Origin of the sequence: Paenibacillus sonchi, assembly GCF_016772475.1 — a bacterium.
Lineage (GTDB): Bacteria > Bacillota > Bacilli > Paenibacillales > Paenibacillaceae > Paenibacillus_AQ > Paenibacillus_AQ sonchi.
The window spans coordinates 2,770,875-2,790,535 of record NZ_CP068595.1 but is presented as its reverse complement, the minus strand read 5'-3'; the positions used below and the strand labels follow the sequence as shown (position 1 = coordinate 2,790,535).

Annotated in this window: 14 protein-coding genes; 1 reads left to right on the top strand and 13 read right to left on the bottom strand. The window is 43.0% G+C overall.

Translation table 11 applies throughout. From position 1 onward, the window contains the following. Positions 1 to 90: 90 nt before the first annotated feature. The 3 genes from JI735_RS12735 to JI735_RS12725 form a co-directional block, all read right to left on the bottom strand. Positions 91 to 1,251, bottom strand: coding sequence for a cobalamin-independent methionine synthase II family protein (locus JI735_RS12735; RefSeq protein ID WP_039833039.1), 1,161 nt, complete (start codon positions 1,249 to 1,251; stop codon positions 91 to 93). A 357-nt stretch (positions 1,252 to 1,608) separates the two neighbouring features. Next, a complete protein-coding gene (locus tag JI735_RS12730; RefSeq protein ID WP_039833038.1) occupies positions 1,609 to 2,403 on the bottom strand; it encodes a hypothetical protein in 795 nt (264 codons plus the stop codon). A gap of 138 nt (positions 2,404 to 2,541) precedes the next feature. Then, entirely contained in the window at positions 2,542 to 3,645 is a 1,104-nt protein-coding gene (locus JI735_RS12725) for a slipin family protein (protein ID WP_039833037.1), read from the bottom strand. 719 nt (positions 3,646 to 4,364) lie between these two features. Here JI735_RS12725 and JI735_RS37305 point away from each other — a divergent pair. Then, positions 4,365 to 4,448, top strand: a complete 84-nt coding sequence (locus tag JI735_RS37305) for a putative holin-like toxin (RefSeq protein ID WP_219214875.1) — start codon at positions 4,365 to 4,367, stop codon at positions 4,446 to 4,448. A gap of 222 nt (positions 4,449 to 4,670) precedes the next feature. Here JI735_RS37305 and JI735_RS12720 read toward each other — a convergent pair whose 3' ends face one another. The 10 genes from JI735_RS12720 to JI735_RS12680 form a co-directional block, all read right to left on the bottom strand. Further along, positions 4,671 to 5,468 (bottom strand): DUF6602 domain-containing protein, encoded by a 798-nt coding sequence (locus JI735_RS12720; RefSeq protein WP_039833036.1) that lies wholly within the window; start codon positions 5,466 to 5,468, stop codon positions 4,671 to 4,673. 62 nt (positions 5,469 to 5,530) lie between these two features. Beyond that, positions 5,531 to 7,945 carry a restriction endonuclease-like protein gene (locus tag JI735_RS12715; RefSeq protein ID WP_039833035.1) on the bottom strand — a complete coding sequence of 805 codons (2,415 nt, stop codon included), beginning with the start codon at positions 7,943 to 7,945 and terminating at the stop codon, positions 5,531 to 5,533. Next, the gene (locus JI735_RS12710) at positions 7,917 to 10,106 is read right to left on the bottom strand and encodes an McrB family protein (RefSeq protein ID WP_039833034.1); all 2,190 of its coding nucleotides are present in this window, start codon (positions 10,104 to 10,106) and stop codon (positions 7,917 to 7,919) included. Before JI735_RS12710 ends, JI735_RS12715 begins: the two co-directional genes overlap by 29 nt. 34 nt (positions 10,107 to 10,140) lie before the next feature. Beyond that, entirely contained in the window at positions 10,141 to 10,578 is a 438-nt protein-coding gene (locus tag JI735_RS35635; RefSeq protein ID WP_233476372.1) for a nuclease-related domain-containing protein, read from the bottom strand. Beyond that, on the bottom strand, positions 10,571 to 10,837 hold the full coding sequence (locus tag JI735_RS35630; protein WP_233476371.1) for a hypothetical protein: 267 nt from the start codon (positions 10,835 to 10,837) through the stop codon (positions 10,571 to 10,573). The genes JI735_RS35635 and JI735_RS35630 overlap by 8 nt, the downstream gene beginning before the upstream one ends. 146 nt (positions 10,838 to 10,983) lie before the next feature. After that, positions 10,984 to 11,439 carry a hypothetical protein gene (locus JI735_RS12700; RefSeq protein ID WP_233476370.1) on the bottom strand — a complete coding sequence of 152 codons (456 nt, stop codon included), beginning with the start codon at positions 11,437 to 11,439 and terminating at the stop codon, positions 10,984 to 10,986. Positions 11,440 to 12,209: 770 nt separating this feature from the next. Then, complete coding sequence (locus tag JI735_RS12695) at positions 12,210 to 13,964, bottom strand: type I restriction-modification system subunit M (protein WP_039833032.1); 1,755 nt, start codon at positions 13,962 to 13,964, stop codon at positions 12,210 to 12,212. Beyond that, positions 13,957 to 15,093, bottom strand: a complete 1,137-nt coding sequence (locus JI735_RS12690) for an AAA family ATPase (protein ID WP_039833031.1) — start codon at positions 15,091 to 15,093, stop codon at positions 13,957 to 13,959. Before JI735_RS12690 ends, JI735_RS12695 begins: the two co-directional genes overlap by 8 nt. After that, positions 15,090 to 16,289 carry a restriction endonuclease subunit S gene (locus JI735_RS12685; RefSeq protein ID WP_039833030.1) on the bottom strand — a complete coding sequence of 400 codons (1,200 nt, stop codon included), beginning with the start codon at positions 16,287 to 16,289 and terminating at the stop codon, positions 15,090 to 15,092. Before JI735_RS12685 ends, JI735_RS12690 begins: the two co-directional genes overlap by 4 nt. Next, complete coding sequence (locus JI735_RS12680; RefSeq protein WP_039833029.1) at positions 16,282 to 19,290, bottom strand: type I restriction endonuclease subunit R; 3,009 nt, start codon at positions 19,288 to 19,290, stop codon at positions 16,282 to 16,284. Before JI735_RS12680 ends, JI735_RS12685 begins: the two co-directional genes overlap by 8 nt. Between the last annotated feature and the right edge of the window lie 371 nt (positions 19,291 to 19,661).

Sequence of the window (19,661 nt, the reverse complement as noted above, 5' to 3'; positions counted from 1 at the left end):
AGCCTTGTCATAAAGACGAGTGACAACCCGTCATAACTTCATACGACAACAAAAACGCCTCAGAGATAGTCTCTGAAGCTAAGTTAAATATTAATTACCCCAATATTGCTGCGCAATCTGTTGTCCTTGTCTAATCTTCGCCCACTGCTGATCTTCCGTTAATTCGTTGCCGCCGTCGCAGGACGCGAAGCCGCATTGATGGGACAGCAGTAATCTGTCCTTCGGAATGATTTTGGAGGCTTCGTCCAGCATTCTGATTACGCGGGCTTCATCGTCCAGTGTGCTCGTTTTGGAAGACAGCAAGCCAAGTACAATTTCCGTGTCGGGTCTGTCTTGGAACACCGCAAGTGCCTCCAGAGAGCCTGCACGTTCATCATCCCATTCCAGGAAGAAGCGGTCGTATTTGAGCTGCTTCAGGAACAGATTCGCAATCTTCGCATAGGAGCCGCCGCCCATATTACGGGAATCATAGTTGCCACGGCAGTTATGCGTCCACATTTTGAGGCCCAAGCTATGACCGTAATCAATAATGGTGTTGTTGATGTCAATAAATTCTGCCGCCAGCTGCTGTACTTCCGCTTGATTGATATGCTCACCGGTATATGGAGAGTTCGGGTTATCGTCGGCGAACAGCTCCCATAGGCAATCGTCGAACTGCAAAATGGTTCCTCCGGCCGCAGCGAATTCCTGGACAAAATCCTTATAAGCGTTAACCAGACCGGCCTTCAGCTCAAGTCTGTCCTTATACACCGCTTCTGTTCCGCCAATGTTATCCGACCAGGACAGCTCACCAAAAATATGGGACGGAGAAGGCACGCACAGCTTGGTCTCGCGGTCTCCAGCCAGAGCCTGAAGCTTGCGGTAGGCATGAAGGAAATGATGGTTCTTCGCACCGAGTTCACCGGTAATGCGCAGACCGATATCTTTTCGGGTCTCATATTTGGAAGCTCCGTCTGTATCTCTGAAGAAGTATCCATGATCCGCGATATAACGCTCAATTCCCTGGAAGCCCCAGACAAAGTCCAGATGCCACATCGATTTGGAATATTCCCCATCTGTCAGAATGGACAGCCCATTCTCGCTTTCTTGCTCGACTACAGCCTGAATCGCCTCAGCTTCACACTGCTCATACCCCTGAAAGTCCTGGTAAAAGGGATACCGGATATCATCCCTGTGTTCAATTTGCTGTTTATATTCTAATAGCTCCGCCGGACGCAGCAGGCTGCCTACGATCTGAAATCTGTTGCACATGGTTAGTCCTCCTCTATTTCTCACACATCTCTTTCTCTTGTGTTTAAATTCTAGCATGGAGGACTTAAAGGTACGTAACACTTAAAAATGATATCTGGTTATAGTGAAAGGTTATAGTGCAGCAGCCCGGATATAAATTATCTGTTGGCTTCGTGAGACAATCGTAATACTTAGCTTAGAGAATCGTAAGCTCTCTTACTTATTTTAATCCATGTAAGAATAGCCGGTGCGGCCATAAAGTAAGAATATGTAATGGGGATTGATATTTCACAACAGGTTCCCGGAATTAATCTAACTTCATAGCCTCAGCCCACTCTTCCGGCGGAGTGAAAACCCTCATTTAAATTCATAGAGAATCTACAAAAACGCTCCGAAATACAACTCTACTGCCTCCTGAGAATAGCCGTCATCCCCCTGCCACTCTGCCACAGAGTTAAAATCGTGACTTCCGCCTCTGCGTTTCCGTGGTGTGTCCCGCGGTACCAGCAATCCGGCATAGCCCCATATCTCCATGATCACATCCCGTTCATTCTTACTGGAGGGAATCACTTCCTTCCACCGCTTCTCCAGCATCCGTGCACTCTCATGGTCCGCACAATCCCGGATCGCTTCCAGCATCCCGGAGAGTATGGCAGCATCCTCGTTGGTAACCTCGAACCCTTCTTCTTTACTGAATAATTCAAGGTCCAGCCAGCAGTATAAAAGCCAGTTCAGACGAATACCGCCCCATTTAACCCGTTCGAAATTCAGCACATTCAGATCCTGATTAATATATTCCCGGTCAGACATTAATCTGTGAAAGTTACAATCCCCGCAGCTGCTGTGATTGGGCCGGACTGAGCTCCGCTCTCCATAGGTATGCACAGGTAGAGCGGAAGTCAGGGCCCAGCTGGAAAGGGCGCTCCGCAAATGAACCTTCTTCGTTGATAGACTGTGCAGGAACGCGGCAGCTACCCGCTCCTTAGTAATCGTCTGATGCAGCTCATGCAGCCGCAAGACAATCTCGTCATGGGTAATCGTCACAGGATCGAACATCAACCCTTTGCTTTTGGCATAGTCGAAATCCTCACCGGTGAAGGCAGCAGGACTGCTCCTCCAGCCAGATGAGGTCCAGAAGGTGTTTATAAGGATTTTCTTTGCTTTGTTGTCCATGGGATCACTTCCTTAGGGTTAGGCTTAATCATCTCAATAGCTTAGTTCTATAGCTTCTATGTAATTACCTGTTTTCCGGTACTCTGACTAAGATTAATTCCCTTTATTTGCACAAGAAATAGACCGCCAGGAAGCGGTCTACTTCTTGGCACCGATGAGTGAGCTTAACCGCTCCAGCAAATCGCCGCCGCCCGTAACAGAGATGGAACCGATTTTGTCGCATATCTTCTCGAGGAATTCCAGCTCCTTCAGACGGAACAGTGTCTGATTCTCGTCCATCAGCTTCGCTGTATTCAGCAGGCTGCGCGTCGAAGCTGTCTCTTCCCGGCGGGTAAGCAGGTTCGCCTGCGCTTTCTTCTCTGCGAGCAGGACGGTGTTTAGGATGTCCTTCATTTCCCCCGGTAAAATTACATCCTTTACCCCCGCCCCGAGGAAACGTACCCCGAACTCTTCTTCCTTCTCCTGGATACGGGACAAAATGAATGTGGCAACATCCTCTTTCCGCTTCAGAAGATCGTCCAATTTCAGCGTCCCGACATATTCCCGGAGCAGGAGCTGAAGCTGGATGTGTATCTGCTCGTCAAAAGCTTTCAACTCCAGAACGCGGTGCGGATTGACGATTTTGTACTGGCATACGAAGTTCAGACGCAGCGTAACCTTATCCTCTGTCATCATTTCCTGGCCAACCAGATCCATCTGCTGTTGTCTTAGATCGACCGTTTTTGTCAGCACCGAGACCGGTCCCTTCCAGAAATAATACTTACCAGGCGTAAGCTCCCGCTTGAGCGTATGATCATAGAACAGGAATCCTTGCTCATAACTCGCGATTTCACAGCACTGCACATACGGAGTAAGCTTCGTGATAATTGAACGGTCGATCCCGGCAGGTAGCTCCGGCTGTCTGGTATCCGTATGTACGAAGGTGTGCTTTTTCAGAAGGTTCCAATAAGCATACACACCCGGCTTCAGCAGCTGTATGAATTGACCATCCTCATAGTGCAAAACAATCTCATGATCCTGTACGCGTACGACATCGAGCTCCCGCAGGAGTCCATCATCCTGTAAAAACAGCTGCAGGTCTTTGCCCTCGACACTAAACGGTTTGGCAATATTCAGTACTGCCACTGTATGCTGCGACCATGATAAGTAACGGTAGGTTCCCGGTAGCAGCCGTTTCACATAACTTCCCTTATAAAAGAGCAGACCGCGCTGGTCCGCTTGAATCGTTATTTGCTTCAACATAGTATTGCCCCCTTCATGTTTGACCAATGGATGACAGAATCCCGCTGCAGACCGGGCGGAATCACGTTTGAGAGAGGCGGTCTGCCGGGAGGTCCGGGAGGACATTTGAGTCCGGGGCTAACCCATACTTCAGCCGGCCTTCGTTCTCTTCTGTCCTTGCCAAAATCTCCCCAGCTGCCGCACCATCGGTATCCACGGATTGCAAAGCCCTTTCGCAGTGCGCTATACTAGCCGCCAGAGATTCTGTCCATTGGTTTGCTAACTCAAAATACGCTCAAATTTGTAGCTCGATGGAATCGAGTACTCTACCAGAATCGCTCCCAAGGCGATTGGGGAATCGAACCCCAAAGGTGACTCTTACCGAAACGGACCGTACAGGATACCGTAACATACATGCCGGCACTGCGGGATCGCCTGAGATCCGCGCCTCGTTACGCCCGCCCGGATAAGAACCGAATGTTTCTTACAGGTTCTATCATCGCTGAGATCATGCTGAACGAACATGGCGAAAGTATTACGATGGAAGAATAAATTTCCAGAGGGGGGTCTTGGGCTGCATAGAAAAAAGCTCAAAGGCAGGTATGGGAAGCCCTGCCTCTGAGCTTTTTTTGGAGATTCGGTTTTTATACTCAAAATTTTCCATTCATGGTATAATCGCAGGAGCAATAGAAAGGCTTATATGGGCGGTCGGCTAAGCTCCCGGAAGGGAGGTGACGCCAATGGAGGTTTACCAAGCATTGTCCCTGATGTTCATGTTCGGCATGTTCATTATCGCGCTGCTAAATTACCTCAAAAAGAAATAGACCGCCCTGCTCAAGGGAAGCGGTCTATTCTTTGACTGGTATTTAAAGCCGCCGCCCTTAAAAGCGGCTATTGCTCCGAGAGTCGTGTGTCCAGCACGGCTCTCTTTGTATTCTACGTTTTTTCTGCCTTTACTATACCACAAATCATTTCATAAAGTAAGAAAATCTCAGTTGTTGGTATCATGGAGCCATCACTGTCTTTATGACATGAGCCCCACTTGATCAAAACCCAATCCTTTCCTTAAGAAGCACGCTAGACTCCTTCGACTGAGGAAACCATAACGGCTTAGAAAGAGTAATAGCAGTATTATCTAATGTACTTAATAAATTGGACACAAAATAATTGAAGGATTGCTCTCTAGTATCATATAATCCAAATTCAGGACTATTTTGGGTTGTATCATTCCAATGCAGGCCATATAGTTGTTCATTCATACATAAAGACGTTAAAGTTCTCGTCTGCAAAAATTGCAGGTCCGTCCCTTCATACTGCACCCTTTTATCCCGGTAGAACTCCTTAATTTTCGTAAATAATCGTTGTGCGACATTCCCTGGACCAATGTTACGATAATCCTTATAGCCAAATGAAAAAATCCCAAAATAAACGTTATCGGAAGGCCGTTTCATTATTGATTGTACGGTATAAAGATTCTCTAGAGCATCTATCAATTTTGTCCCTACGCTCAGACTAGTCTTCACTTCTATTACCGCTCTAACATATTGGTCTGGAATAATAACAAAGTTAGGTCCATTAAAAAGTAATGGGGAGGCTTGATCATAGATAATAATATCCAGTTGCTTACTGCAAGATTCGCCATCATTAGAGAGAATAAATCCACTGGAAACTGAATACTTCTGAGGAATAAACCTCTTTAATACATCTTGCAAAATAGCCTCTTTATGTGTTCCATCAGAAATCCAATGAGCACTTCCGATGATATCTCTCACCCGGTTTTTAGCAACATCTAATTCCTTGCTAAAGCTCTGGTAATAACTTGGCAAGCTTCTCTCAACAGGCATTTGACCACCTCAGTCATCTGTATCAAAACCACATTATTATTAGTTTTTTGGTGTCATCCACTTCAAATATTCCTAACCTCCACAACCCTACCCAAATCCACAAACTCCTCATGATCCAGCTTCACCTTAACTCTGCCCTTGCGGCGCTTCTCGCGCCATTCCCGTAGTGCTTCCTCTGTTTCCAGACGGAGCTCGGCAATCTCCAAGGCCCGGTCCAGGATATACTTACTGGTGTAGAGCACCGTGAGAATCCCTTGTCCCCCTAGCATAATAGGAGCAGTTAAGATCTTCCATTGCTCAATCGTAAAGCGTACATACAGATCTTCTTCGGTCCCCGGGCGACAAGGAACTTCCTTAATCTCTTTACGCCGCAGCACCTTCCAATCCGCTACCTTCCCCACCCAGTGAATGCCTGTTTTAGCGGGATCAACGAACTTTTTGCGGGATTGGCACATCGCTACGTACTCGATCTGGGTAAGTATCTTCTGGCTGGCAAGATTCTTAAGCGGCATATGATAAAAAGCCTTCCGCACCGCCACCTCCACCTGCTCCCGCCCCCGGACAGAACCGACAAGCACATTTTTGCCCGCAAGCTGATTGGCATAGTATTCTTTCGTCCCGCGTGGACGTGTAGAGCGTTCAAAGGCTTTTTCCGGACTATCCTGAATGATCTCATCCAGGAATTGCTCCACCAAGCTTGTAGAATTCGGCAGGAACGGCAACGCACCAATATTCAATAGCTCGATGCTTTTGTAAAATTGGTGGCTCTTGTACCGCTCTTCATCCGGATAAGGAAATAACACATAAGCGCCAAACATGCTTCGCTCATATTCACCTGTGCCCTTTTCCTGATACACTATCGCGTCCCGATAACGATGCATTGTATTAATGTCGTCCTCTTCCGGCCCAGGCTGCCCATACTTCCCCTGATAAGGCGTACCTTCATAAGCGGGATTCAAGCGGTATTTCGCATCAAACACATACTTGTATTCCTTGATCTGACCAGCATCCTTCTTCTTCAGGGTGAGCACATTATCCGGACGCTGACTGAGCGTCGGGGTCTTATCCGAGTCAGGAATCGAGTTATAATACAGGATGAACTGCTCCCCGTTGACCGGATTCTCGTACACCATATTAGCGCTCTGTGAGCGATCAAGAGTAACGAAAATACCGTTCCGTTTCACCTTAATGATGTCCTGCTTCACCAGTTTATATTTCTGCCCCAGAAGCTGATTCAGCTTCAAGAAGCACCAATACTCATAGAGCTGAGCTACATCCTTCATGGATAAGCGGAACAGCTCACCTTGAATAGATAAGCCTTTAAGCAGCATTAGATAACAGCGATAGACTTCGCGGTATCCAGGGGCCATCTGCAGCACAAGGGTAACGGACATCTGCTTCAGCACTCCAGCCTCACGCAAAAAATCCATCTTGAGCACCCGTTCCAGCTGAGTAAGCATCTTATCTATTCTTTTGCTGAGTAGCGGATCTGGAGTCCGGCTATTTTCTTTCCAGCGGCCCTTAAGCTCCTTAAGCTTCCCATGAATTCGTTCCAGCATCCAGCGGATGAACCGGTTCTCATTGGTATCATAGGAGAGGCGTCTGCGGTTCTCCATGAAGTGCGTTGCTGTGTAATTCTGACCATTAATTCTTAAAAATCCATTGCTTTCATCTACTTTTAATCGTTCAGGATGCTTCGCCAGCTCGCGGATGTTCTCTCTTCCGGCCTTTTTGACCCGATTGGCATCCATGAGCCGGCGATCCTGGAGCAGAGCGTAATTAGGATTCTTGTTAATCCGTTCGACTGCATCCAAGAGTTGTCTAAAGACATGCTGTAGTATGGTGAAAAACTCCGTCAAGCTCTGATGCTGCGTCTCCCGCAGGCCTGTTAGCTGATAGGTTTTGCGCAAAAAATCAAACGCCAAATTATAAATCTGCGCATTCACTTCATTCAAAATATTCTGGTAATCCAGCTTGTAATCCATCTTCGAGGGGAAAATCTCCATCTCTACCCGCAGCAAAGTCTGTCCATTACTTCGGACTTCCCATTCCGTCAAACCGACCTCATTCCCAAAGTTCAGAACACCCGCAAGAATAGAATCACCTAGGGGCTTAACTGCCTGCCGAAGCAACACATTTTCATGATAAAAGGAAAGGCTGGCAGCGGTCTTATTCTGGATAACCAGTTCATACGACTGTGTCTCATAAAAACAAGGAAAAACAGAAACTCCCTGCTGCCAGTCCACCATCCCGTGGGCTTCAGGCGAAAAGACTTTGATCTGAACATCACCAAGCCGTTCGGAGCAAGCAAGCCCAAGCTGTGCACTCACCCACTCCTGCTCCGAAGACCGATGAAGCTGCAATGTCTCCACCGTAGGATGATAAGGGCGCCCTTGAAGAAAAAGCGTAAAAAGCTCTGTTTCTACACGGAGCAATTCTACCGTCTGATTAAGAGAGCCAGTATGAGGTAAATCCATCTTCCTCCAGCCTCCTGAGCATAAAAGCCAATTTACGGGCACTTTGTGGATGTTTGGCCGTAGGCGGAGTTTGACCAGCAGCCCATTTCATATAGAGCGGAGAAGCATCATCCATAAGTTTCGGAAGGTCTACTGTAACGCCAGATCCGCTACCAAGAGCGCCTTTCATCAGATTCAACAATACCCGGCGAACCGAAGAATGGCTCCCTTGAATGCGCGGCAGTATCTTTTGCAGCAGTTGCCAGTCAAAGGCTTCTTCCTCACTCATCAGCTTGTACCGATCGTTATAAATCATATAAAAGCAAATCGCATCCCGCACCCGAAAGCCCACATGAGCATGAATATCCTCCAGCAAGGTATTGATCTTAACCAATCTCTCTGTCGTCCGGACAACGAGCTCTTTGTTGGTATCATAGGCATTTACTAGCTGCAAATAATCAGAGCGCAGAAAAAGATGATTCAGTTCAGTAAGATCAGCGGGAGCATCCGCTTCTTCCTGCCCATTCACGTCCGGATACTGCTGCAGATTGATGTAATTGAACTCTAGCGTGTTGGCGCGGTCGAGGACTTTTTTGCTAAAAGGATGTGTGGTCTCGTCCATGTTCACCGTCCCGATCAAGAACACATTTTCCGGGATACCAAGACCGCCATACTCCGCTTGATCCTCAGGCGTATCCAGCAAGGTAGAAGAGATGAGCGCCTGCGTCTGAATCATCCCCTCCTGCCACTCCTGCGTCTCTAGCACACTTAACATGTCGCTGAAATAATGCTCCACCCGTGCCAAATTCATCTCATCCAGGCAGATAAAATAAGGCTTGTGCTGATTCCCCGGCTTCCGCGCCTCCACGAACACCTTCGTAATCGGACCCGCTTGGAACCTCCCCGACAGGTCCTTGTACCCCAGCAGATCTGTAGGATCGCTCCAATCCGGCCGCACCGGAATCTGGGCATACTGCCCGTTATCCTTCGTTGCCCCTAGTGCTTCCGCAAACAGCTTCACCAGTTTAGTCTTCCCTGTGCCCGATATCCCTGCCAGGATAACAAAAGGTTTAGCTTTTAGCGAGAGGTAGAAGTTCTCGATAAGGTGCTCAGGGAAGAAGAAGCCTTGGCGGCGGATGTGGGATTGGATTTGGTGGAGTAATGTTGTAATACTAGAATCTGACGACGGTAAAATAGGAATCACCTCATGCGAGCTCTCCGTATTGGAGATAGTCTCATCTTGATCTAAAATGGCAAAATCAGGCCAATTCACTTCTGCCGTAAGCGACTGAAGCACTTGAAGAGCTTGTCTTGAAAAGCGGAACAGATATCCTTGGTTCACTCCACCTCCAGAATGAAGCGGACCTTGGGTTATGTTCAGTTGCATAATTTGCTGATTAAACTGTTGTAGCATAATAGGCGGAATGAGTTCCACATACTCTGTTCGAACCAATCGTCCTTCTTCTTGCCAGTTCGTATTGGCCATGGAGCCTGGTTTGGGTGCTTCCACCGCCGCATCTGTTACCTGGCTTACATAACGAATAGCTTTATTGGAGTAATGGAGGATGATATCTCCTTGTTTAACTTCCTTCATCGTCTCCCAATGATATAGCTTTCGGCCTTGAGTATTCAGTAGGGGTGCCCACAGAATTCCCTCTTCCTTCTCCTCCTTAATAGTAGCTCCTTGATTCACCCACCAAACGTTGGGCTTCGCCTTATATGTTATAAACTCCAAACGGTATTCGAAAGGAATTCCTGTCGCGTAGAAATCTATGTATTCAGCTTGATCTTCAGGAACGACAACCTGGGGTTTCTTCGCATCATCTGCTAGTTGATTTGTTCTCTCTTGCATAATGTAGGAATAGGAATGCTTGAAGGTTTCAATGAACAAATCCTTTAACATTTGATTTCCGTTATATCGAAGTTGAAGAGCTTCCCGACTAGCAGATACTTGATCAATTTTAAATAAGGTGGCTTCATAATTTCGATCTTCATAGATGAGCTTAACCTTTATTCCTTCACCTAAATTAGGCTGTTGACCTTGATTAGCTTCCAAAAAATCCGGATGAAACTCAACTGGAATATGCGTACCGTCACGAAAGATAGAAAAGTCCACCTTTTTGCGACCGATTAAGTTATGGATCTCTGTATCCTTCCACCAGCTTCGTAGTTGTTTGATCATTTCTGTTAACTCCCTTAGTCCAATGATAGGTATTTTACTGATGCTTCGTGTTGTTCCCCTTTATTCTCTGTACATGAAGCTTACGAATTTCGGAGTCGGTAATATTAGCCTGAACCAGATGATCGTATATGCTTTGGGCCTGCGCCGCAGAAATAGGAGGTTCAGGAGTTCCCGTTTTTAAACTAATCAGCTTCCTAGAGATAAACTCACTTAGTTCCACATCATAGACAACCAGTTCATCTGAGTCGATTTTCCGAAGCTCTGGATCAATACTGAACCGACATCTCATCGTGAATGAAATCATAGAGATGAATTTTACTGCGGCTACACCTTTTAACAGGCCCTCGATGGCCTTGATATGTCCATAGTTTTGTTTCAGCGGATTGTACATCTTGTAGCGGTTGCTCACTGACCATTGCTGATCCTGACGCCCACCTTTAATCTCACCCTGATAATTCTTCGTCTCAATCACGAATAGGCCGTACGGAGAAATAACGAGATGATCCACCTGAGAATAGCCCGTGCGCGCTTGGATTTGGAATCAATAAATCGCTCAACGCTTTGCATTCTTTAGGAAGCTGCTCCAATTGAAGATTGATTTTGTGCTCGCCCAGCTCTCCGATTCGGGTTAGAGCTACCTTTGGTTTCGGCTTGGGAGTTTGCACCTTACGCCCCGCCTGTGGCGGCTTAGTGTCGGGTTTTTTGAAGAGAGACAATAGCGTTTTAAACATAGCAAAACCTCGTATCAACTGGATTTACAATATGTATGGTTATTCGACAATATGGGAATGTATTCCTTCCAAACATGTACACAAGAAAAAAGGACTGTCGCATGGACAGCCTCAACATAAAGTTAACGTATACCTTGGATTTCGTCTTAATCTGATAGAACAGAAGGAGCAGCAAATGCATTAGCAAGCTGCATTCCATCCTTAAGCCCTTGTAGATATAGACGTTCATATATAACGGATTGCTTTAAAGAAAGCTTATCCTCCCAATACTCAAACTCTGGCTTACGTGCAATATCCATGGAGGCAAACAACGCAAGAAAAGCTTTGCGCTCTTCTTCAAAAGCTTGTCTTGGCTCGGATTGATGTTCAATCCGTGCGCTCACCTCATCCAATCGCCCTTGAATCGTTTGTATAAACCATGCCGGAAAGCTCACCCCATCCCCTCCTAGACAATATTCGGAACGAAATGTTCCTACATGTCCGTTTTTTTTCTGATACATCCGATTAATGAGTTCGTCCACCTTACGACTCTGGGCCTGAACCGCTTCATTGCTGCTTAACGGAATCCCCTGCTCCAGTGATTTCTGTCCGAGTTCATTCAACTTGCGCTTCTCCTCCTCATATTTGTGCGTCAGATTGTGCATTGCATCCTCACCTTTCTAGCAAAGCTATTATCATTAGCTAAGCTTTTCAAATGGCTACAACTCGCACTCCAATGAAATTTTTGTCACCGGTGAATCTTTTCGATGCTTCATTTCGGTATCGCCTATAGCCAAATTGTATGCGAAGAAAATGTTATTTTAATGCGAATATCGAATTAAAATAAAATAAAATCGATAAACGAATTGAAATTTCTATACATCGTCTACAGGAAAAAGGGATACATTCCCAAGTTGCATATCTTCGGTTTAGACATCAGCCCGACCAGTTTATCGCGATTGGAAGGTCAACAGGCTTGTGTAGGATTATGAGGTGGTGGCAATTGCGAAAGCGCTGGAGGTTTCTGTTGGGGGAGAGTGAATGAAGAGAAAGTGTAATTTAACTATCCTGGTATAAAGAGATCGTTATTTTCTTTAACTGAATGCACTTGCATAAACCTACCTTTCCTATTTGTCCAAACCCTTTACTCAACCCCTAATGGGTATTGGCAATTACGCGTAAGTATATACCTAAAATGTTCAAAAGGTTAGTGACCTGAAGCAATGTCCAACTTTGTATCTCCTTTAGTTTCGCTTATACGAGATATACCTGGTCTGTAAAACACTTTGTGTAAGCTCTCAAACCTACTAAATTAGAATCAAAAAAAGATTTGAGAGCACACATGGGATTATAGACAAATGAGCTGCTCGGAAGCTGAAACAACATCTTAGCCTTATGGCAACTCAGGTAAACCAAGCTCTTTTAAAAATTGGTTGTGCATAACCTTTGCTTTGCTAATAGTATCTTCGATTTCATCCAGATTCTTTTTCACATCTGTAAGGTTGACAATTTCTTCTTCTGCAGCCGTGCTCACATATCGTGACATGTTCAGATTATAGCCGTTTCTCTCGATTTCTTCCATTGAGACGCGGCGAGAATACCTTTTGTCGTCTTCTTTTCGATATTGATATGTGTCAACTATTTTATCAATATGTTCCGGCAAAAGAACATTTTGCCGTTTACCCTTATTGTAGTACTCACTTGCATTTATAAACAGCACGTCATCAAATTTTTTGCATTTTTTAAGTACAAGAATACAAACCGGAATACCTGTTGAGAAAAACAGGTTAGCAGGCAAGCCAATAACAGTGTCGATATTTCCATCTTTGAGTAGTTTTGTTCTGATTTTCTCCTCTGCACCACCACGGAACAGAACACCATGAGGCAAGATGATTGCCATTGTTCCCTCATCACTTAAAAAGTGAAACCCATGAAGTAAAAATGCGAAGTCGGCCGCCGATTTTGGTGCAACGCCGTAGCTTTTAAAGCGGAAATCTTCTGCCAGAGTGTCATTAGGCTCCCAACGGTAGCTGAAAGGTGGATTGGCTACTACTGCATCAAATTCCAACTTTTTTGCCGGGTTCATTTCATTAAGAATGTCCCAATCATTTAGCAGAGAATCTCCGTGAAATATTTTAAACTCAGAATCTTTAAGCCCATGCAGAAGCATATTCATACGAGCAAGGTTGTAAGTTGTAATATTCTTTTCCTGTCCGTATATCTGACCGATGCTATTAGCACCAAGCTGTTTTCTAACATTAATTAGAAGCGAGCCGGAGCCACACGCAAAGTCAAGCACGTTTTTGAGTTGCTTCTTTTTGCCTGTGCTTGGGTCTTGGCTGTCAAGAGTAACTATGCGAGAAAGGATGGTTGAAATTTGCTGAGGCGTATAAAATTCCCCGGCTTTTTTGCCTGAGCCCGCTGCAAATTGCCCTATTAAGTATTCATAAGCATCGCCTAAAATATCACTTTCGTTAGGGAACTCTGATAATCCTTCTGCAATAGCAGTTATTATTGAGCACAGCGTTTCATTTCGCAATTCATAATTTTTTCCAATTTTGTCAGAGTCGAGATTAACCTCGGAGAACAAACCACGAAATGTACTATCAAAGGATTCATTTTCTATAAACTTAAAGCCTGATTGCAAGGTCTTCAAAAGGTATTTACTTTGTGTGCGGGCTAATTCATATATATTACTCCAAAGATAGTGTGGCTTAATTACAAAATGAACTTTACGGCGCATTTGTTTTTCAAATGTAGTCACTTGATCTAAATTGTTAATATACCAAACCACAAGAGGTGTCAGCTTCCCACTTTCCAACAACGCCTCATGTTCTTCAATTAAGGTCTTTTTTACCTTGCTATCTAATTGCTGTTTATTAAAATAGTCTGTTATCTGTTCTTTCAATGCATTAACAGCATCATCTTGATTAGCTGAAACGACGATTTTATTTATTTCTTCCTCAGATTGCAAATAATCGCTTCCAAGCTCTTTTTTTACAGCTTCCTCATAATTATCTGAAAGATAGCGCAAGAAGAGAAAGGATAGCATATAATCACGGAAATCGTCGGCATTCATAGCACCACGCAGTTTATCGGCGATACCCCACAGGGTTGCACCTAATTGTTTTTGTTGTGCATCATTCATCATTTTCCCTCGTTTCTTCGTTAAACAAATCAGGGTTAAACCTATATAAATTCATATAACGATCTAAAATATCTCTAAAGACCTTTTTATTATCGTCAACCATTTCTCTCGGTTCAAATAGGGAATAATTACCATGACTTAATATATTCACATACCTTGCATATGTAACTTCATCTGAGTCGTCATCTCCACTCTTAATACACTCGCTAAAATCTGTATATCCATGAAATGATGCCGATTTTTCAAGAATATTACGTAAGATATTAAAATGATATGTGTATAGCTTCCCAGTTCTCACCGCTTCTCTCAATTCTATAATCAATGCAACATGATGGAAAAATGGTGTCTCACCAGTATCTTGAAGTGCATACTCGCCAGTTTCTCTGTTTTTAGTTAAAAAGTAATCTTTCCCCTTTGATTTTTTTAACTCATTATACATTACATTGAAGAACAACGCATGGTGAGAGGAGATCACAACTTTTAAATCTTCTTGCTCTTTCAATAACTGAGCCAAATGGCTTGCAATTGCAATTGCATTATTATCGTCTAAAGATGAGATTGGATCATCAATATAGATGTACTTAACCCAACTATATGCCGGCTCTTGGTCAACTACAAGTTCAACAATCGCAAGAAAGAAGCACCAAACAAAAATATTTTCTTCTCCACGAGAAACTTTAATATTTTCCACTTTTTCAGTTGCGTTATTATTGTTTCGCACTTCTCTTGAAAAGTGTACAAACCATTCATCATACATAATATCAAAATCAAAATCTGCATATCGCCTTAAAAACTTGCGTATGCGTTCTTCCATTGCAAGCTCCCGTAAGCCATTAAAAAACTTTGAACTTCTATTTAGATACAAACGCCTTTCCGTATCACCTTCTAAATCGTTATCCCAAGTAAACAAGTCTTCCGTAAAAGCGTTATAATACAACGTGTCTGTCGACTTTTCTTCACTACCGGGAATGGGTTGTTTCCCCAAATCCTTAAACGCGCAGGAAAGTCTTGTTTTCCCAGTCCCATTATAGGCAAAAAGAAGAACATACTTCTTGCTACCAAGAAGCGTTCTAAAATGGGTCGCCAACGCGTTTAAATCGGAAAAAGAAGATATCGGTTGGGGACTCATTCACTCACCTCCTTAATAGAAGGGAAGAGCCCTTGCATTAAGCCTTTTTTGTGGGCCTGTAGAACTTCAATTTTATCTGCTTGTGAGATTATGAGATCATCAAGGGAAGAAAGACAATCAGCAATTTTTTGTTGTTCTTTTTCTTCTTTCGGAACACACGTTGTTATTTTTTCAAGTGTTTCAACCGACAAGCCTGGTTGTGCCTGCCCTGTTGCATATTGGTTTAATTTTAGATTTATTAATAAATAGTAAAGCCACTTTGCAATTATGCCTTCACTCTTTGTTGCCACAACTGCATGTTCAGTTGCATGAAAATCACCTGTTCCATAAGTAACATTACCACAGAGTGCGCCCTGTCTGCCAATAAGGGGAAACTCGCCAGAATGAGTGTACGAGAACGTATATCCACGTAAGCCATTCCCTCCATAACATGGATGCATATTGTCTTTTCTTTCTTTAAAAATCTCTGACGCCTTCACAAATTTCCCAGCCTGCATAGCGCAAACCTTTGAAAGCTTTCTTTCTTCCCATTCACCACTACCCCTAAACTCCGGAAACCTCCACTCTGGTACAGTCTCACCCTCGGCGGGGAATAACTTCTGCATTAAGCCTTTTTTATGCGCTTTAAGAGCCTCAAGCTTTTTATCTTCAGCGCTGATCAGACTATCAAGTGAAGAAAGGCATTCAGCAATTTTTTGTTGTTCTTTGTTTTCTGGTTTAGGTAGTAGTATAGAAGAAAATTGACTATAGCTCACCATCTTACCATCTCTTATGCCTTCTAAGTCTTTGTTTAGATCTTGTATAAACTTATTTGTTTTAAAATAATACTTGTAGTATTGTTCCACTATTGGAGTTTTTTTGCGTAAAATAATATAAGCTGGACTGCAAATACCATGATACAACGAATATTCTATGCCGCCTTGAAATGACCTTAAACTAATGATAAAGTCTCCTATCTCGACAACCTTGTAACTTACAAGGCTCTTATCCGTTACTGACACATTATAATCAATCTGATCTCTTGGAACTGCTCCATGTTCCTGCGTTATAGCGAGAACAAGAAGATCGGAGTTATGATTTTTATTACTGATTGATTCAAATATTACATTTCCATTCTCAAGGTTAATTGCGCCGTTTTCACTAAATTCAGGAAACCTTAGTTTCGGTACCATAGTCACTTTATCTTTCTTATTCATACGCATTCAGCCCCACAATCACACGTCCGTCTGCAAGCTTTTTAAGCAGCGGGATTAAATTGTCCATTAATTCCAGTTCCTTCTTTGTCCTGTCTCTCCAGCCAAGCTCCAGAGGCTCTAACAAATCGCTTAGTTTTTCACCGTCAAAAATCATACGACCTATAATTTCATCTACAAAGGCTTGCAACGATGCAGGTTCAATACCATGTTTGTTTGCAATTAATTTCATTTCTTTCTCTGCTTTTTCTTCCTTGAATTTTTGGTATCCTGCTTTTATTGCCTTTTCATCCAACCCTTTTCCGGTTTCCAACATACTGATATAAGCAATTATATCCTCACGCTCTTCCATCATATTGGAATTGGAACAAAGCAAACTAATGAGCTGATCACGACTCATTTTTTCTTTTTTAGGCACATCCGGTTGTGTATACCTAGAAATTAGTGACATGATGTAATCATAATCAATTACGGCAGAGGAAAACAGAACAAACTCAAAATCGAGCTGTTCGACCACAGGGTCTTTATCCTTGAAATCTTTGCCTTGCTGTGCTTTTAGCATTTGAGCTGTTTCAATATATACACCACGGAACGCACGCAAAGTGTCTTCTGGCAATAATTCCTCAACTTTTGCCGCTTGTTCTTCTTTAATATCTGTATATTGGTCAAGCTGTGTTTTAAGGCGCTGCACTTCTTTGAATTTATTGATGAATTCGCCTCGTGCGGCATCACCCTTAAGATTATTTACTTGTTCCGGCTTGTATTCTAACCCCTGGGATTCCATAAACCTTTCAAGCTCGGCAACCGCCTTATCCAGCTTTTCAACCACAACAGGAGCCGGATCGACAAGCCAAATTTCTTTTGCCCTACTACTGTTTCCTTTTCCAGAGAACAGCGCAATTGCTCCATCTACATCCTTCTCTTGCCCTCTAAAGTCAAGAATATTTCCGTAAGGCTTTGTGTCGTTCAAAACACGATTTGTTCGTGAAAATGCTTGGATTAAACCATGTTGTTTTAAATTTTTATCAACGTACAGGGTATTTAGATACTTGGAATCAAATCCGGTTAAAAGCATATCCACCACAATAGTTATATCAATTTTGTTTGCATGCGGATAGTCGGAATTAGGGTACTTTTGGTCTTTAATGCGTTTTTGCACATCTTGATAGTATAAATCGAATTCATTTATGCTGTGATTTGTGCCGTACTGCAAGTTATAGTCATCAATGATGATTTTGAGCGCAGCCTTTTTCTTATCGGGTTCTTGTTCGTTATCCGCTTTTTCTTGCTGCAGGTCTTCTTGTAACTGCTTAACATCTTTGTTTCCTTCAGCCGGTGGAGAGAAAACACAGGCAATATTCAATGACTCAAAGCTTCTGGCCTCATTCTTTTTGCGTTCCCCTTGTAACGACTTGAAGATCTCAAAGTATTCTATTGCATCATTGATAGAAGCTGTAGCAAACATCGCATTGTAACGTCTACCATTAGTAGCGGCATCGTGTTTTGATAGTATTGCTTCGGCAATTGCCTTTTTACTTACATTGTCAGAGACCTTTACTGCTTTTTTGAGATCTTCCGGCTTATAATAATCAATGTGAAAACGAAGTACATTACGGTCATCAATGGCATTCGTTATGGTATAGGCATGCAGTTCTTTTTCAAAAACATCTATTGTTGTGATAAGAGTTTTAACTTCACCATCAATTTGCTTATATGTTGCGTTTTCTGGAAATATTGGCGTTCCAGTAAACCCAAAAAGCTGTGCTTTTGGGAAAAAGTTTTTAATTGCTTCATGATTATCACCAAACTGGGAACGATGACATTCATCAAAAATAATAGCAATACGTTGATCAGTAAGCTTTGCCAAACGATCTTTGTAGGTAGGCTCGCCCCTTTTCTTTTTCTCTTGGTTACGCTTGTGGTCTTCATCAAGAGCAAGACCAAGCTTTTGGATTGTGGTAACTATAACTTTGTCACGATAATCATCCGAAGTCAGACGCTTAACCAAACTTTCTGTATTTGTGTTCTCTTCAACGCAGCCTTCTTGAAATTTATTGAATTCTAATCGAGTTTGTCTATCAAGGTCTTTTCTGTCAACAACAAATAGACACTTCTTAATTTCAGGGTTGTCTTTCAAAAGGGTTGATGCTTTAAATGATGTAAGTGTTTTACCGCTTCCGGTAGTGTGCCAAATATATCCATTACCACGATTCTGGTCGATACAGTTCATTATCGCCTTAACAGCATAGATCTGATAAGGACGCATAATCATCAATTTCTGCTCACTTACCACAAGCACCATATATCGACTGATTAGTTGCCCGAGAGTGCATTTTAGCAAAAACTTATCAGAAAAATCATGGAGATGGGTAATTTTATTATTGTCTTCATCTGCCATCTGATAAATCGGCAAAAAACGCTCGTCTGCATTGAAGCAAAAGTGCTCCTTGTGATTGTTGGCGAAATAATATGTGTTACTCTCATTGCTCACAATAAAAAGCTGCATAAAGCAAAGCAATGAATTTGTATAACCATTGCCCGGGTCGTTTTTATATTCTACAATTTGCTCCATTGCTTTTTTAGGTGTGATTTGCAGTGACTTCAGCTCAACCTGAACAACAGGAACACCATTAATGAGGATGATAACATCATAACGATGGTTGCTATTATCCGTATTAATTCGCAACTGATTTATCACTTCAAATTCATTTTTACACCAGTCTTTAATATTAACAAGAGTGTATTGTAATGGCGTGTCATCATCACGTTTGAAGGTATTGATTTCTCTTAAAGTCTTAGCTGCAGTGAACACATCTGCAGTGATAATATTATCCCTGAGGCGTGAAAATTCAGAATCACTTAAATTTACACGATTCAATTTTTCGAAATGCTCTTTGAAATTAGCTTCAAGTGCCGATTTGTCTCGAATGTCTTCCCGATATATGTATTTTAAATCACGAAGCTTTTCAATAAATTCGACCTCTATTTGTCTTTCAGATTTCATATCCAAACCTCCTTATGCTATAAAATAGTATTAGCCGAAGCCCTTTCAGTATGCAATGCCTAATTGTTTTCATGAGCAGCCCAATCAGCTGAAGACTAATATTTTCATTCTTACAAAGCTCTATTAAAGCATGACGGGCTATTGAATTCGGCCTTGTATAATTATTCTCGCATCTATTCACAGATGTAAATCCAACATGAAGCTCACGCGCAAGCCCATCTTGAGACAAACACAGCTCCAAACGCACTTTTTAATCGCTTCGCTTAACTCCATTTAGAATCAGCTCGTTATTGTACAGCTAACCATAATGAATTATATCATAAGATATATGCGTTTTTTGAAAAGTTATTGACAGACACCATGCACTAATA

Bases quoted from the DNA above. Each gene is read 5' to 3' on its own strand.
- JI735_RS12720 (WP_039833036.1), bottom strand. From the start codon at position 5,468: ATGCCTGTTGAGAGAAGCTTGCCAAGTTATTACCAGAGCTTTAGCAAG.
- JI735_RS12695 (WP_039833032.1), bottom strand. From the start codon at position 13,964: ATGAATGATGCACAACAAAAACAATTAGGTGCAACCCTGTGGGGTATC.
- JI735_RS12735 (WP_039833039.1), bottom strand. From the start codon at position 1,251: ATGTGCAACAGATTTCAGATCGTAGGCAGCCTGCTGCGTCCGGCGGAG.
- JI735_RS12715 (WP_039833035.1), bottom strand. From the start codon at position 7,945: ATGGATTTACCTCATACTGGCTCTCTTAATCAGACGGTAGAATTGCTC.
- JI735_RS12730 (WP_039833038.1), bottom strand. From the start codon at position 2,403: ATGGACAACAAAGCAAAGAAAATCCTTATAAACACCTTCTGGACCTCA.
- JI735_RS37305 (WP_219214875.1), top strand. From the start codon at position 4,365: ATGGAGGTTTACCAAGCATTGTCCCTGATGTTCATGTTCGGCATGTTC.
- JI735_RS12685 (WP_039833030.1), bottom strand. From the start codon at position 16,289: ATGAATAAGAAAGATAAAGTGACTATGGTACCGAAACTAAGGTTTCCT.
- JI735_RS12680 (WP_039833029.1), bottom strand. From the start codon at position 19,290: ATGAAATCTGAAAGACAAATAGAGGTCGAATTTATTGAAAAGCTTCGT.
- JI735_RS12710 (WP_039833034.1), bottom strand. From the start codon at position 10,106: ATGATCAAACAACTACGAAGCTGGTGGAAGGATACAGAGATCCATAAC.
- JI735_RS12725 (WP_039833037.1), bottom strand. From the start codon at position 3,645: ATGTTGAAGCAAATAACGATTCAAGCGGACCAGCGCGGTCTGCTCTTT.
- JI735_RS12690 (WP_039833031.1), bottom strand. From the start codon at position 15,093: ATGAGTCCCCAACCGATATCTTCTTTTTCCGATTTAAACGCGTTGGCG.
- JI735_RS35630 (WP_233476371.1), bottom strand. From the start codon at position 10,837: ATGTTTAAAACGCTATTGTCTCTCTTCAAAAAACCCGACACTAAGCCG.